Annotated in this window: 12 protein-coding genes and 2 tRNA genes; 7 read left to right on the forward strand and 7 right to left on the reverse strand. The window is 68.7% G+C overall.

The features are described from left to right. Positions 1–117 precede the first annotated feature (117 nt). From DS837_RS01095 to DS837_RS01110, 3 genes are all read left to right on the forward strand, one after another. Entirely contained in the window at positions 118–672 is a 555-nt protein-coding gene (locus DS837_RS01095) for a GNAT family N-acetyltransferase (protein ID WP_149163070.1), read from the forward strand. Positions 673–782: 110 nt separating this feature from the next. Continuing rightward, positions 783–4,391 carry a hydantoinase B/oxoprolinase family protein gene (locus tag DS837_RS01100; protein WP_149163071.1) on the forward strand — a complete coding sequence of 1,203 codons (3,609 nt, stop codon included), beginning with the start codon at positions 783–785 and terminating at the stop codon, positions 4,389–4,391. A 275-nt stretch (positions 4,392–4,666) separates the two neighbouring features. Beyond that, positions 4,667–6,070, forward strand: a complete 1,404-nt coding sequence (locus DS837_RS01110; RefSeq protein WP_149163073.1) for an FAD-linked oxidase C-terminal domain-containing protein — start codon at positions 4,667–4,669, stop codon at positions 6,068–6,070. Positions 6,071–6,109: 39 nt separating this feature from the next. Here DS837_RS01110 and DS837_RS01115 read toward each other — a convergent pair whose 3' ends face one another. After that, on the reverse strand, positions 6,110–6,991 hold the full coding sequence (locus DS837_RS01115; protein ID WP_149163074.1) for an NAD(P)-dependent oxidoreductase: 882 nt from the start codon (positions 6,989–6,991) through the stop codon (positions 6,110–6,112). A 365-nt stretch (positions 6,992–7,356) separates the two neighbouring features. On the opposite strand from DS837_RS01115, the gene DS837_RS01120 reads away from it, so the two are divergent. Then, entirely contained in the window at positions 7,357–7,587 is a 231-nt protein-coding gene (locus DS837_RS01120; protein ID WP_014241201.1) for an SMc00767 family acetate metabolism repressor, read from the forward strand. A gap of 163 nt (positions 7,588–7,750) precedes the next feature. Further along, positions 7,751–7,939 carry a hypothetical protein gene (locus tag DS837_RS01125; RefSeq protein ID WP_014241200.1) on the forward strand — a complete coding sequence of 63 codons (189 nt, stop codon included), beginning with the start codon at positions 7,751–7,753 and terminating at the stop codon, positions 7,937–7,939. Positions 7,940–7,952: 13 nt separating this feature from the next. On the opposite strand, the gene DS837_RS01130 is transcribed toward DS837_RS01125, so the two are convergent. Continuing rightward, entirely contained in the window at positions 7,953–10,043 is a 2,091-nt protein-coding gene (locus tag DS837_RS01130; RefSeq protein WP_247889714.1) for a hybrid sensor histidine kinase/response regulator, read from the reverse strand. Between the two features lie 294 nt (positions 10,044–10,337). Here DS837_RS01130 and DS837_RS01135 point away from each other — a divergent pair, with 294 nt between their 5' ends. Then, positions 10,338–10,727 carry a carboxymuconolactone decarboxylase family protein gene (locus tag DS837_RS01135; RefSeq protein WP_149163076.1) on the forward strand — a complete coding sequence of 130 codons (390 nt, stop codon included), beginning with the start codon at positions 10,338–10,340 and terminating at the stop codon, positions 10,725–10,727. Positions 10,728–10,731: 4 nt separating this feature from the next. Here DS837_RS01135 and DS837_RS01140 read toward each other — a convergent pair whose 3' ends face one another. The 4 genes from DS837_RS01140 to DS837_RS01155 all read right to left on the reverse strand — a co-directional run bounded on the left by DS837_RS01140 (position 10,732) and on the right by DS837_RS01155 (position 12,750). After that, positions 10,732–11,145, reverse strand: a complete 414-nt coding sequence (locus DS837_RS01140) for a hypothetical protein (protein ID WP_149163077.1) — start codon at positions 11,143–11,145, stop codon at positions 10,732–10,734. Positions 11,146–11,265: 120 nt separating this feature from the next. Then, positions 11,266–11,342 (reverse strand) — tRNA-Pro (locus DS837_RS01145). A 205-nt stretch (positions 11,343–11,547) separates the two neighbouring features. Next, a tRNA-Pro gene (locus DS837_RS01150) sits at positions 11,548–11,624 on the reverse strand. Between the two features lie 109 nt (positions 11,625–11,733). Further along, positions 11,734–12,750 (reverse strand): polyprenyl synthetase family protein, encoded by a 1,017-nt coding sequence (locus DS837_RS01155; RefSeq protein WP_149163078.1) that lies wholly within the window; start codon positions 12,748–12,750, stop codon positions 11,734–11,736. Positions 12,751–12,860: 110 nt separating this feature from the next. On the opposite strand from DS837_RS01155, the gene DS837_RS01160 reads away from it, so the two are divergent. Beyond that, positions 12,861–13,076, forward strand: coding sequence for a putative signal transducing protein (locus tag DS837_RS01160; protein WP_149163079.1), 216 nt, complete (start codon positions 12,861–12,863; stop codon positions 13,074–13,076). Positions 13,077–13,170: 94 nt separating this feature from the next. Here the strand turns inward: DS837_RS01160 and DS837_RS01165 are convergent, their stop codons facing one another. Further along, positions 13,171–14,160, reverse strand: a complete 990-nt coding sequence (locus DS837_RS01165; RefSeq protein ID WP_149163080.1) for a hypothetical protein — start codon at positions 14,158–14,160, stop codon at positions 13,171–13,173. Positions 14,161–14,184: the final 24 nt, after the last annotated feature.

Below are 14,184 nucleotides of genomic sequence, written 5' to 3' on the forward strand. Positions count from 1 at the left end.
CTCGCCTTCGTCATGTTGCGTCGCAACAAAAGAGGACGGTCGATCCAGGCCGCCGATGGGGAAGCGGACGACGCGAAGCGGTGCGATGTCCCGAATCACCAGCGCCACGAGTCCCCCATGTCCGCCATCCGCAAGCTTCTCCCCGCCGAGCGCGGCCAATACCGCGCGCATCTGCTGCGGCTGGACAAGGCGGACCGCTACGCCCGCTTCACCGGCACCGTCTCCGACGAGGTCATCGTCAAACATTGCGAGTCGCTCGACTGGACGCGGACCGCGCTGCTCGGCCTGTTCGACCGCGGCGAGCTGCGCGGCGCGGTGGAGCTGTGCTTCGACCGGTTGCTGTGGCCCGGCGCGGCGGAGCTGGCGATCAGCGTCGAGAAAGGGTTTCAGGGGCAGGGCGTCGGCTCCACCCTGGTCCGCCGCTCGCTGGCCATCGCCGCCAACCGGGGCATCCGGCAGGTCCATATGATGTGCTTGGCCGACAACACCCGCATGCGCGCCCTGTCGCGCCGCTTCGGCGGAACGATGGAGCGCGACGGCGGTGAGTTCGCCATCACCTTCGACCTGCCGCGGCCTTCCCAGGTCTCGCTGGCGCTGGAGGCGTTCGAGGACGGGGCGGGGGCCGTGAACGCCATGCTGGACGGGTTGCCCGCGCTGCTCAAGGCGGCCTGACCGGACGGGCAGGGGAACGAAGCGCATCCCACCCTTTCGTGCACCCCGTCTTGACCGGCGGCGGCGTATGGTCACACTCCCCGTAAAGCCAAGACATCAGGGAGTGGGATATGGCGCCCCAACAGCCGGGCCGGTGGCAGTTCTGGATCGACCGCGGCGGCACCTTCACCGACATCGTGGCCAAACGCCCCGACGGGTCGGTGGTCACGCACAAGCTGCTGTCGGAGAATCCGGAGCGCTACCGCGACGCCGCCATCCAGGGCATCCGCGACCTGCTGGGCCTCGCCGCCGGCCAGCCGATCCCGGCGGAGGCGGTCGAGGCGGTGAAGATGGGCACCACCGTCGCCACCAACGCGCTTCTGGAGCGCAAGGGCGAGCGCACGCTGCTGCTCATCACCGAGGGGCTGGGCGATCAGCTCCGCATCGGCTATCAGGCCCGCCCGAAGATCTTCGCCCGTCACATCGTGCTGCCCGAGCTGCTGTACGAGCGGGTGGCCGAGGTGCCGGAGCGGATCAAGGCCGACGGCACGGTGCTGAAGCCCGTGGACCTGCGCGCCGTGCGGGTCCAGCTGGAGCAGGCCTACCAGGACGGCTTCCGCGCCGCCGCGGTGGTGCTGATGCACGGCTACCGCTTCCCGGACCATGAGAAGCAGGTGGCGGCGCTGGCCCGCTCCATCGGCTTCACCCAGGTGTCGGTCAGCCATCAGGTCAGCCCGCTGATGAAGATCGTCGGGCGCGGCGACACCACCGTGGTCGACGCCTACCTGTCGCCGATCCTGCGCCGCTATGTGGAGCAGGTGGCCGGCGACCTCTCCGGCGTGCGGCTGATGTTCATGCAGTCGAACGGCGGCCTGACCGACGCCCGCTGGTTCCAGGGCAAGGACGCCATCCTCTCCGGCCCGGCGGGCGGCATCGTCGGGGCGGTGCGCACCGCGCGCATGGCCGGTTTCGACCGGGTCATCGGCTTCGACATGGGCGGCACCTCCACCGACGTGTCGCACTACGCCGGGGAGTATGAGCGCGCCTTCGATACGGTGGTGGCCGGGGTGCGGATGCGCGCCCCGATGATGCACATCCACACCGTGGCGGCGGGCGGCGGCTCGGTCTGCTTCTTCGACGGCGCGCGCTTCCGCGTCGGGCCGGAGAGCGCCGGGGCCAACCCTGGCCCGGCCTGCTACCGCCGCGGCGGGCCGCTGACCGTGACCGACTGCAACGTGATGGTCGGCAAGCTGCACCCCGACTTCTTCCCGCACGTCTTCGGGCCCGAGGCCGACCAGCCGCTCGACGCCGCTATCGTCCGCGAGAAGTTCGCCGAGCTGGCCGAGGAGGTGAACGAGGCGCTGGGCACCGAGATGACCCCGCATCAGGTGGCCGAGGGCTTCCTGAAGATCGCCGTGGACAACATGGCGAACGCCATCAAGAAGATCTCGGTGCAGCGCGGCTACGACGTCACCCAATACACGCTGAACGGCTTCGGCGGGGCGGCGGGGCAGCATGTCTGTCTGGTTGCCGACGCGCTCGGCATGCGCAAGGTCTTCCTGCACCCGCACGCCGGCGTGCTGTCCGCCTACGGCATCGGCCTCGCCGACACGGTGGCGATCCGCGAGCGCGCGGTGGAGGCCCGCCTCGACGACGCCCTGGTGGACGAGCTGACCGCCACGCTCGCCGCGCTGGAGGCTGAGGGGCGCATGGAGCTGGCCCGCCAGGGCGTGCCGGAGGACCGGCTGGCCGTCCTGCGCAAGGCGCACATCAAGGTGGAGGGCTCCGACAGTCCGCTGGTCGTCGATTTCGGGCCGCTCGACGCCATGGCCGCGGCCTTCGAGGCGGCGCACCGCCAGCGCTACGGCTTCATGATGGAGGGCAAGGCCCTGGTGGTCGAGGCCGTGTCGGTGGAGGCCGTGGGCCGCACCGAGAGCGCTGACGACCAGGACCTGCCCAGCGTCACCGGCGCCCTGCCGCGCCGCCTCGCCACCGTCACCCTGCACACGGGCGGCGCCGACCGCGAGGCGCCGGTCTACGACCGCGACCAGCTCCAGCCCGGCAACCGGGTGACCGGTCCCGCCGTCATCCGGGAGAAGATCGCCACCACGGTGGTCGAGCCCGGCTGGATCGCCGAGGTGACCCGCAAGAACCACCTCGTGCTGACCCGCTTCGAGGAGCTGCCGCAGCGTCTCGCCATCGGCACCAAGGCAGACCCGGTGATGCTGGAGGTCTTCAACAACCTGTTCATGTCCATCGCCGAGCAGATGGGCTTCACGCTGGAGAAGACCGCCTATTCGGTGAACATCAAGGAGCGTCTGGACTTCTCCTGCGCCCTGTTCGACGCCGACGGCGGGCTGATCGCCAACGCCCCGCACATGCCGGTGCATCTCGGCTCCATGGGCGAGAGCGTGCGCGCCATCGTCGAGCGGCGCCACGGGGAAATGAACCCCGGCGACGTCTACATGCTGAACGACCCCTATCACGGGGGCACGCATCTGCCGGACATCACCGTCATCACCCCGGTCTTCGACGAGGCCGGCGAGCGGGTGCTGTTCTACGTCGCCTCGCGCGGGCACCACGCCGACGTCGGCGGGATCACCCCCGGCTCGATGCCGCCGGACAGCACGACCATCGACCAGGAGGGCGTCCTCCTCGACAACATCCAGCTCGTCGAGCGCGGCCGCTTCCTGGAGGAGGAGGTCGTCGCCCTCTTCACCGCCGGGCCGCAGCCGGCGCGCAACGTGGCGCAGAACCTGGGCGACCTGAAGGCCCAGATCGCCGCCAACGAGCAGGGCGCGCGGGAGCTGCGCCGGATCGTCGCCCAGTTCGGGCTGGAGACGGTCAACGCCTACATGAAGCTGGTCCAGGACAACGCCGAGGAGCAGGTCCGCCGCGTCATCGACGTTCTGACCGACGGCGAGTTCGTGCAGGAGCTGGACAACGGCGCGGTCATCAAGGTCCGCATCACCATCGACAAGGACGAGCGGTCGGCGCGGGTGGACTTCACCGGCACCAGCCCGCAGCTCACCAGCAACTTCAACGCCCCGACGGCGGTGTGCCGGGCGGCGGTGCTCTACGTCTTCCGCACGCTGGTGGACGACGAGATCCCGATGAACGAGGGCTGCCTGAAGCCGATCGAGATCGTCATCCCGCCGGGCACCATGCTGTCGCCCAGCTACCCCGCCGCGGTGGTGGCCGGCAACGTGGAGACCAGCCAGTGCGTCACCGACGCGCTGTACGGCGCGCTCGGCGTGCTGGCCTCGGCCCAGGGGACGATGAACAACACGACCTTCGGCAACGAGCGCTACCAGTATTACGAAACGGTCTGCGGCGGCTCCGGCGCCGGCCCCGGCTTCGACGGGACGGACGCGGTGCACACCCACATGACCAACTCGCGCCTGACCGACCCGGAGGTGCTGGAATGGCGCTTCCCGGTGCTGCTGGACAGCTTCCGCATCCGCCGCGAATCGGGCGGGGCGGGGCGCTGGCGTGGCGGCGACGGGGTGGTGCGGCGCCTGAAGTTCCTGGAGCCGATGACCGCTGCCATCCTGTCCAACCACCGCCGGGTTCCCCCCTTCGGCCTGAAGGGCGGCGCCCCCGGCCAGATCGGGCGCACCTGGGTCCAGCGCACTGACGGCTCGGTCGAGGAACTCGGCCCCCAGGACAAGACCGCCATGGGGGAGGGCGACGTGCTGGTCGTCGAGACCCCGGGCGGCGGCGGGTACGAGGAAGTGTGAGGGGGGGAATCCCTCTCCCGCCCCGGGAGAGGGAAGGGGCCCGTGCACCGCACGGGAAGGGTGAGGGTGCTGCCAAGAATCGGTGCGCTGATTCTCGTACGACCCTCACCCGCCCGCTTTCGCGGGCACCCTCTCCCGGGGCGGGAGAGGGACTTGGGCGCAAGCCCCCCACCCATGCGCGCGAGTCGCTTGTCTGCGCGGGCGGCGGGGCTTAGCTTCTCCGGTCCTACCACCGCACGGCATCGTGCCAAAAGGACCCCCGGGGAGATTCGTCCATGACCGCCGTACCCGCCGCCCAGCCTCGCGTCGCCTTCACCGACGAGATGAAGGCCGAGTTCAAGGCCCTGCTTGGGGACCGCTTCACCACCGCCGCGGCGGTACGCGAGCATCACGGCAAGGACGAATCCTACCACCCCAACTTCCCGCCCGACGGCGTCGCCTTCGCCACCTCCACCGAGGAGGTCAGCGCCATCGTCAAGCTCTGCGCCAAGCACAAGCTGCCGATCATTCCCTTCGGCACCGGCACCTCGCTGGAGGGTGGCGTCGCGGCGCTGGCCGGCGGCGTCTGCATCGACGTGTCGAACATGAAGGAGGTCCTGCGCGTCAGCCCGGAGGACCTCGACGTCACGGTCCAGGCCGGCGTGACCCGCAAGCAGCTCAACGAGCATCTGCGCGACACCGGCCTGTTCTTCCCCATCGACCCCGGCGCCGACGCCTCGCTCGGCGGCATGGCCTCCACCCGCGCCAGCGGCACCAACGCCGTGCGCTACGGCACCATGCGCGAGAACGTGCTGGGGCTGACCGTGGTGCTGGCCGACGGCCGGATCATCAAGACCGGCGGGCGCGCCCGCAAGTCCGCCGCCGGCTATGACCTGACCCGCCTGTTCGTCGGGGCGGAAGGCACGCTCGGCATCATCACCGAGGTGACGCTGCGCCTCTACGGCATCCCGGAGGCGATCTCGTCGGCGGTCTGCCCGTTCAACGACATCCGCGGCGCCGTGGACACGGTGATCCAGACCATCCAGTCCGGCATCCCGGTCGCCCGCATCGAGTTGCTGGACGAGGTCCAGATGGACGCGGTGAACAAGTATTCCAAGCTGGACTACAAGGTGGCCCCGACCCTGTTCTTCGAGTTCCACGGCACCGCCGCCGGGGTGAAGGAGCAGGCGGAGATGGTCTCGGCCATCGCCGCGGAGTATGGCGGCAGCGAATTCACCTGGGCGACCCGTCCGGAGGACCGCTCCAAGCTCTGGCAGGCCCGCCACGACGGCTATTACGCGGCGCTGGCGCTGCGCCCCGGCTCCAAGGGCTGGCCGACCGACGTCTGCGTGCCGATTTCGCGGCTGGCCGACTGCATCCTGGAGACCAAGAAGGACATCGCCGAATCCTCGATGCTGGCCCCGCTGGTCGGCCATGTCGGCGACGGCAACTTCCACCTCGTCTACGTCATCGACCCCGACAAGCCGGAGGAAATGGCCGAGGCCAAGCGCCTGAACGACCGCATGGTCGACCGGGCGCTGGCCATGGGCGGCACCTGCACCGGCGAGCACGGCATCGGCTACGGCAAGATGGAGTTCCTGGAGAAGGAGGCCGGCGACGCCTTCGCCGTGATGGGCGAGCTGAAGCGCGCCTTCGACCCGGACAACCGGATGAATCCCGGCAAGGTCGTCCGGTTCTGATGCGAGGGAATGGGGAGCGCCGCGGCGCTCCCCCTCCGTTCAGCGCGTCATGCGCGTCATCAAGCTGGAGGTGTCCAGCCGGTTGCCGCCCATCCCCTGCACCTCGGCGTAGAACTGGTCAACCAGGGCGGTGACGGGCAGGCTGGCGCCGTTGTTGCGCGCCTCGCCCAGCACGATGCCCAGGTCCTTGCGCATCCAGTCCACGGCGAAGCCGAAGTCGAACGTGCCGTCCAGCATGGTCTTGGCGCGGTTGTCCATCTGCCAGGACTGCGCCGCCCCCTTTCCGATCACATCCACGACCTTGTGGCCGTCCAGCCCGGCCTTCTGCGCGAAGGCCATGCCCTCGGCCAGACCCTGCAGCAGACCGGCGATGCAGATCTGGTTGACCATCTTGGTCAGCTGACCGGCGCCCGCCGGCCCCATGTGGGTGACGGAGCGGCCGTAGCAGGCCATCAGCGGCTGGGCACGGGCGAAGGCGTCGGCGTCGCCGCCCACCATCACCGTCAGAACCCCGTTCTCCGCCCCGGCCTGTCCGCCGGACACCGGCGCGTCGAGGAAGAACAGGCCGCGCTCGCGGGCCAGCTCGGCCATCTCGCGCGAGACGGTGGCGGAGACGGTGGAATGGTCGGCGACGATGGTGCCGGGCTTCATGGCGCCCATCGCCTCGCCGGCCACCGCCCGCACGTCGTCGTCGCCCCCGACGCAGAGGAAGACCACCTCGGCGTCGCGGGCGGCCTCGGCCGGCGTGGCGGCGCTGGCGCCGCCGAAGCGGGCGGTCCAGGCCTCGGCCTTGGCGGCGGTGCGGTTGAAGACGGTCACCCGGTGGCCGCCCCGGACGGCCAGATGGCCGGCCATGGGAAAGCCCATCGTGCCAAGCCCAAGAAAGGCGACGGAGCGGGAATCGGTCGCGGTGTCGGCCATGGTCCTGTCTTTCTTCGTTGTATCGGCTGCGGATTGTTTTTTTGTCGGCGGCTGCCCTTGAGTCGCCAAGCTAGGCCGGGAGCGCGCCCCGATCAAACGCCGTCCGCCGAACGCAGCGCGATTGAAGCGCGGCGGGGTCCTTCCCCCATCCGGCATCCCCGCGTAGCGGCACTCTGCCGCGGGAGGCATGACTCTTTCGAACGAGGTTGTCTTGCCGCGCCCTTGCTACCGGCGCGTGATGTGTTAAGACGTAAATGCCGGGTTTGCAGCGCAGCACCCGGCCATGCCGGCGCAACGGCGCCGGTGAACCAGGGCAGAGCCGGGGCCGCAAGACCCGGGCCGGAGAACAAGGGAAGGATAGCCGCATGACGAATCAGTCGGGTTTCCAGGATGCGCCGCCGGACGAGCGTTCGAACCTCACGGACGAGCAGGAGAGCGCCATCCGCGTCCTCGCCAACAGCCTGCACCGCCTGAACGACGCCGTCGTCAAGGCCGTGGAAGCCGGCGTGACGGTCGAGCTGATGCGCACGGCCCGCTATCACAACGCGACGGGCAACTGGGGCGACCAGCTCACCCCGATGATCCGCACCAAGTAAGCGGCTCATCCCATCCGACCGGAAGGCCTCCCGTCCGAAAGGACAGGGAGGCCTTTCCCTTTTCGGCATGTCCCATCCTGTCTCACCATTGTTCCCGTTGCGGTGCGGAACCGCGGCGCCCTTCACCGGTTCCTTCCTTTTGGCCCACAGCAAGGAAACGGTCATGAAGGACGCTCAGAACCACACCCCGCAGCGTCAGGGGCAGCGTCAGGGCATGAACGACCGCGAAGCGTTCTGGCGCATGCACTGCCTGTCGGAACCGACCTTCACCGACCTCACCCACGGCATCTTCCTGGGGCTGATCTGGTCGGCGGTGCTGTGGGCGCCGATGTTCATCAGCGTTCTGCTCTGATCCTTCCGTCCGGTCAGACGGCTTTTGCGGTGCGGAGCAGGGCGCGGACGCGGGCGGCGAGCTGGTCCGGGGTGAAGGGCTTGGGCAGGACGGCGGCGTCGGCCTTCAGGCCGGTCAGCGATTCGGGGCTGTAACCGGAGATCAGCAGAACCCGGATGGCGGGCCAGCGCTCCTGGACCCGCCGCGCCAGATCGATCCCCGACACGCCGTAGGGCATCACGACGTCCGTCACGATCACGTCGAAGGCCGCGTCCTGCTCCAGGATCTCCAGCGCGGCGGCGCCGTGGTCGGCGGTTTCCACCTCGAAGCCCTCCTGTGTCAGCCCCTCCACGGTGGCCATCAGGACCAATGCGTTGTCCTCGACCACCAGCAGGCGGACCGGGCCGGCCGGCTTCGTCTCCACCGCGTCCGGAACCGCTTCCGTCTCCGGCACCCGGTCGGACACCGGCAGGGTGATACGGACGACCGTGCCGCGGCGCGGCGCGCTGGAGATGGCGGCGTTGCCACCCGACTGGCGGGCGAAGCCGTAGACCATCGACAGGCCGAGACCCGTCCCCTTGCCGTGCGGCTTGGTGGTGAAGAACGGCTCGAAGGCGCGGGCGGCGACCTCGGGCGGCATGCCGCTGCCGGTGTCGGTGATCTCCAGAACGGCGAGCGGGCCGTCGGGCGTTTCCTCCTGCCGGGCGGCGATGCGGATGCGCCCACCCGCCGGCATCGCGTCGCGGGCGTTGACGACCAGATTCAGCACCGCCAGCTCCAGCTGGACCGGGTCCACTTCCACCCGTAGGGGAGCGTTGGGAAGCGCCCAATCCAGCGCGATGTCGGCGCGGATGGAGCGTTCCAGCAGATCGGCCATGACCCGCAGGGCGTCCCCCAGATCGATCACCTTGGGGTCCACCGCCTCCTGGCGCGAGAAAGCGAGAAGCTGCCCGGTCAGCGTCCGGGCGCGTTCCAGCGCGGTGCGGGTGCCATCCAGATAGCGTCCCCCCTCCGCCGGCAGATGCCGTTCCATCAGATGCAGGTTGGCCAGGGCCGCGGTCAGCAGGTTGTTGAAGTCGTGGGCCACGCCCCCGGTCAGCTGGCCCAGCGCCTCCAGTTTCTGCGACTGGCGCAGCGCGTTCTCCAGCGACTCACGGGCGCGGGCCTCTTCGGTCCAGCGGCGGACGGCCCGCATCTCGCTCTGCGCGCGGCGCAGCGCCAACAGGGTGATGCCGACCAGAGCCAGCATCGCCGGCACGGTGAAGGCGGCGTATGTCAGGACGTCGTGCGCCCAGCCGGCCCGGATCTCGGCGATCGGGATGCCGTAGGTGACGTAGATCGGGTAGGGCGCGACCTGCATGAAGCCGTTGAGTCTCGCCACGCCGTCGAGGCGGCCCCGTGTGCGGAACACGCCTTCGGTCTTCCCGGCCGCCATGGCGCCGAGCAGGAAGCTGTCCGAGGCGTGACGGGCCTGCCGGTCGCCCATCGAGGGGAAACGGACCAGGACCGAGCCGTCGCGGCGGACGAGGGAGATCGCCTCCTTCGGACCGGCGACGACGAGTTGATAGAAATCGGCCAGATAATCGGTCAGCACCGCGGTCAGCAGCACGCCGTTGAACGGCCCTTCCGGGCCTCCCGCGGCGGCGCGGCGGCGCGTGACGTTGAACTGCCGCTTGCCCGACCCCCGCCCGGTGATCGCCTCGCTGACGAGGATGCCGGCGTCGCCAGCCGCCTGGGTGCGGAAATACTCCCGGTCGCCGACGTTGATCAACGGGGCGGGGAACAGGCGGTTGTCGTTGCGCAGCGCGCCGTTGGGATCGACCAGCCCGACGACGCCGATCTGCGGAAGCTCCTCGACCAGCGTCCTCAGATAGCCGTGCAGGTCATCGGACCGGCCGATCTCGTCCCAGCTCATCCCGGCGGTCCGCTCGTCCAGCCGGTCCAGGACCTGCTCGACCGTGTCGAAGACCTTCTGCATGTGCTCATGCAGGATCAGCACGGTCTTGCGGATGTTGCGCTCGGCCTGCTCTTCCTCTTCGTAGAAGTCGCGCCAGGCGATGGCGGTGAACAGCAGGGTGGGGACCAGGACGGAAGCCACCAGGAGGGTACGCAGAAGACGCAACATTCCCGCCGATTCGGTTGCCAGGGCGTCGAGGTGGCGGAGGGGCATGGGCTTTGGGGGACTTGAGGCGGGGAGGGTGGTGACAGGGCGGGACGCCGTGCGCGGGCCATCGCGGTCAGGAAGCTATGCCGGTCCGCGGCGATTGGAGCAACCTGAACTTTTCGGCGCCCCTTATGACCTTCAGTGGAAGAGTTGCGAGGCCGGGACCCTTCGCCATGGCCCCGCAGGGCGGAACCGGCAACAATGCTGCGGGATCGAACTCCCATCGGTGCCCTTCTGCCGCGGAGACCATCAGCCATGCCCCTGAAGCCCATCGAACACGCCGACGCCGCACCCGAGGTGCGCGCCGTCTACGACGACATCAAGGCGGCCCGCAACGTGCCGGACGTCAACAATTTCTGGAAGATGACCGCCCATCACCCGCCGACGCTGAAGCGCACCTGGGAGAGCCTGAAGGAGGTGATGGCCCCCGGCGCGCTGGACCCCATGGTCAAGGAGATGATCTTCGTCGCGGTCAGCGTGACCAACGGCTGCGACTATTGCATCCGCTCGCACGAGGCGGCGGCGCGGCGCGCCGGCATGACCGACGCCCAGTTCGGCGAGCTGATGGCCGTCATCGGCATGGCCAACGAGACCAACCGCCTCGCCAAGGGCTATCAGGTGGAGATCGACGAGGCGTTGGAATAGCCCCTCACGCGATGTCGTCGAGGGCGTCCTCCAGCGACGGGTAGATGCCCTCGGCCAACGAACCGTCCACCCGCACCGGCCGGGGCAGGACGGCCACGGCGTCCAGCGCCCCGCGCAGCGTCAGGCCGGTGACCTCCACGAAGCCGCCGCGATTGCCGTAGCGCCCGGCGGTCCATTCCGCCCGCTCGGGGTCGCCGGACAACCTCCCATTGCAGGTGATCATCTCGTGGGTGTCGTCGCCGCCGCGCCGGTTCCAGGCCATGCCGCCGCCCACGCCGCTGCCGATGTCGCGGGGGCGGAAGCCGTGGGGCTGGAGCAGGTCGCGCACGGCGCGGGACACCACCACGGCCTTGGGATCGATCTCCGTCCCCACGGGGCCGCCCGCCGCGTGGGGTTCCTGTCCGATCGCCTGTTCCATGGGTCCGCTCCCCGTCTGTGTCGCCATGCTCAAACAACAGGCGGGAGCGCGGCCTGTGCCGCAGAGGCGGAGCGGAAAAGCGAAAGGGCCGATGCGTCGCCGCATCGGCCCTTTTCGTATTGGTCGGAGAGAGAGGATTCGAACCTCCGGCCCCTGCCTCCCGAAAGCAGTGCTCTACCAGGCTGAGCTACTCTCCGGTCCAGTCGGTGCCGCCGTTGCCAGCGTCGCCGTGGAGCGGGTGTATAGACCCATTGCCCGTGGGCTGCAATGGGAATAAGCGGCATTTGCGGAATGTTTTTTTGCCGGGCCGCGAAAGCCGGTGTGGAGGCCGCCGCAACGGTTGGTTGGTTGGGCCGGAAAAGCGAAAGGGCCGATGCGTCACCGCATCGGCCCTTGTCGTATTGGTCGGAGAGAGAGGATTCGAACCTCCGGCCCCTGCCTCCCGAAAGCAGTGCTCTACCAGGCTGAGCTACTCTCCGGTCCGTCGGTGGCGCCGTGGCCGGCGTCACCGTGGGCCGCGTATATAGCCGCTCGATCCGGGGGCTGCAACGTGAAAATCACCCCCGGCGGCGAAAAAGTTCCCAAAGCTCAGAAATCGCGCTCGATCACGAAGTCCAGCACCTCCAGCAGGGCGGCCTTCACCGGGGTGTCCGGGAACAGGCCCAGCGCGTCGCGCGCGATGGCGCCGTAGTGGCGCGCGCGCTCCACGGTGTCCTTCAGCGCGTTGTGCTTGGCCATCAGCTCCTGGGCGCGCTCCAGGTCGCCCTCCTGCTGGTCCAGCTCCTCCATGGTGCGGCGCCAGAAGGCCCGCTCCTCGTCGTTGCCGCGGCGGAAAGCCAGCACGACCGGCAGGGTGATCTTGCCCTCGCGGAAGTCGTCGCCGACCGTCTTGCCCAGCTTCGCCTGGAAGGCCGAGTAATCCAGCACATCATCGACGAGCTGGAAGGCGATGCCCAGGTTCATGCCGTAGTCGTAGAGCGCCAGCTCCTCCGCCTGCGGGCGGGCGGCCACCACGGCGCCGACGCGGCAGGCCGCCGCGAACAGCTCCGCCGTCTTGGCCTTGATGACCTCCAGATAAGCCTGCTCGCTGGTCTCGGTGTCGTTGGTGGTGCGCAGCTGCAGCACCTCGCCCTCGGCGATCACCGCGGACGCCTTGGACAGGATGCGCAGCACGTCCAGCGACCCGACCTCCACCATCAGCTCGAAGCTGCGGGAGAACAGGAAGTCGCCGACCAGCACGCTGGCCTTGTTGCCGAACACCGCGTTCGCCGAGGCGAGCCCGCGACGCAGGTCGCTCTCGTCCACGACGTCGTCGTGCAGCAGGGTGGCGGTGTGGATGAACTCCACCACCGCGGCCAGCATTTTGTGGTCCTCGCCCTTGTAGCCGCACAACTCGGCGGCGGCGAGGGTGAGGACGGGGCGCAGGCGCTTGCCGCCGGCGGCGATGAGATAGCCGGCAAGTTGCGGGATCATATCGACGGACGAATGCATCCGCTGGACGATGATCTCGTTCACCGCGCTCAGGTCATCGGCCACCAGGGCGGTCAGATCGTCGAGCGGGGTGGACTTCCGCCGTTTCGGCTCGAGGTTGGTCACGACCGCCAAGGTCGACTCCAATGATGATTGACGTGACGAATTCCGGCAGGGAGCATAACGGCATAGCCTCTTCGGTCAAGTCCGCAAGGCGAATAAGGGCACAGAACAGCCGGGATTTCATGAAGGAACTTCTGCGCACCACCGATCCGGTCCGTCTGAGCTGGCTTCTCGCCCTGCTGGCCGACGCGGGAATCGAGGGGATCGTGCTGGACACCCACACCAGCATCCTGGAGGGCTCCATCGGCGCCATCCCCCGCCGGCTGATGGTGGCGGAGGAGGACTATGCCGCTGCCTGCCGCCTGCTGCGCGACGCCGGGGAGGAACTGGGGGCGTAAGGGAGGGCGCGCCTCGTCGCCTTGTGGCCAAACGCCACGCAGGCACCGCGCCATGGGGCACGGTGCCTGCGTGGAGAGCAGGACGTGATGTTTGTCAGGTGGCCTGCGCGTCGGTCGTCTTTGCCTTGCCGGCGCTCGCCTTGAGAGCGTCAAGCAGCCCGTTGACCAGGGCATCGCGGGTGCTGGCCCCTTCGCCTTGCGAACCGCCCAGTCCGCCGCTCGCCAGTCCGCCGATGCCACCCGACTTCTGGGCGCTCGTTGCGAGAGCCGATTGCAGCATGGACAATGCCGCCTGCGCGTTTCCGGCATCGTTCTTGGGTTTGGCGCTGTCCGCCTTTGCGCTTTCGGGTTTTGCGCTTTCGGCGTTCTGGGGCTGCAACGCACTCATCGCGGCCGTGGCCGTGGCCGGAGCGGCGGGGGGTGCCGCTTCCGGTGCTGCCGCTTTGGCTTTCGGCCCCAAACCTGGGACATCGGCAGCCTGAGCGTACTTGACGAAGGCGTCCTTGAAGACGGTTTGGTTGAAACCGAGTTCCCCCAGCTTCATCATGGCGTTGTAGCCTTCCTCCGACCCGATGCCCTCGCTCGTGGAGTCGCCACTGGCCTGCTGCTGCGTCAGAAACTCACCCTCCTTCCGCTTCAAGACGGCGGCGGCGGCGTTTCCGAACAGTTCGGTGAAGCCCGGTTCGCCGGTGTCCTTGAACGCATCGGAGGCTGCAAAGGCGGAGGTAGCCTCCTTCAACTGGTCTCTCAATTGATCGTGGCTGATTTCGCCGTTCGCATAGGCGTTGTGCGCGGCCTTGCGTCCCTCGGCGACTTGGCCGATGACCTTGTACGCCTCCTTCGGGTCGGGATGCTTCGCATAGGCGTTCTGGAAGGCTTGGTTCTCGGCTGACGTGTTCGGCGTTTCCTCAACGTATCGGTTGAACGTCGCGTATTCCGCAAGTTGCTGCAGGCCGCGCGCGACGTCGTCGGTGCTTGCCTTTCCCGAGGAGACGAACTCGTCAAGCATGGTCCGTGCCTTCGGGTCGAGATGCTTGAAAATCTCGGCCGTCTTTCCGGTCAGCGCTTGGCCCAGTTTGCTCATGGACAGGCTGTCGACGGTTTGTCC

The sequence above is a fragment of the Azospirillum brasilense genome (genome assembly GCF_008365405.1).
GTDB lineage: Bacteria > Pseudomonadota > Alphaproteobacteria > Azospirillales > Azospirillaceae > Azospirillum > Azospirillum brasilense_D.

Bases quoted from the DNA above. Each gene is read 5' to 3' on its own strand.
- DS837_RS01095 (WP_149163070.1), top strand. From the start codon at position 118: ATGTCCGCCATCCGCAAGCTTCTCCCCGCCGAGCGCGGCCAATACCGC.
- DS837_RS01100 (WP_149163071.1), top strand. From the start codon at position 783: ATGGCGCCCCAACAGCCGGGCCGGTGGCAGTTCTGGATCGACCGCGGC.
- DS837_RS01110 (WP_149163073.1), top strand. From the start codon at position 4,667: ATGACCGCCGTACCCGCCGCCCAGCCTCGCGTCGCCTTCACCGACGAG.
- DS837_RS01115 (WP_149163074.1), bottom strand. From the start codon at position 6,991: ATGGCCGACACCGCGACCGATTCCCGCTCCGTCGCCTTTCTTGGGCTT.
- DS837_RS01120 (WP_014241201.1), top strand. From the start codon at position 7,357: ATGACGAATCAGTCGGGTTTCCAGGATGCGCCGCCGGACGAGCGTTCG.
- DS837_RS01125 (WP_014241200.1), top strand. From the start codon at position 7,751: ATGAAGGACGCTCAGAACCACACCCCGCAGCGTCAGGGGCAGCGTCAG.
- DS837_RS01130 (WP_247889714.1), bottom strand. From the start codon at position 10,043: ATGTTGCGTCTTCTGCGTACCCTCCTGGTGGCTTCCGTCCTGGTCCCC.
- DS837_RS01135 (WP_149163076.1), top strand. From the start codon at position 10,338: ATGCCCCTGAAGCCCATCGAACACGCCGACGCCGCACCCGAGGTGCGC.
- DS837_RS01140 (WP_149163077.1), bottom strand. From the start codon at position 11,145: ATGGAACAGGCGATCGGACAGGAACCCCACGCGGCGGGCGGCCCCGTG.
- DS837_RS01160 (WP_149163079.1), top strand. From the start codon at position 12,861: ATGAAGGAACTTCTGCGCACCACCGATCCGGTCCGTCTGAGCTGGCTT.
- DS837_RS01165 (WP_149163080.1), bottom strand. From the start codon at position 14,160: ATGAGCAAACTGGGCCAAGCGCTGACCGGAAAGACGGCCGAGATTTTC.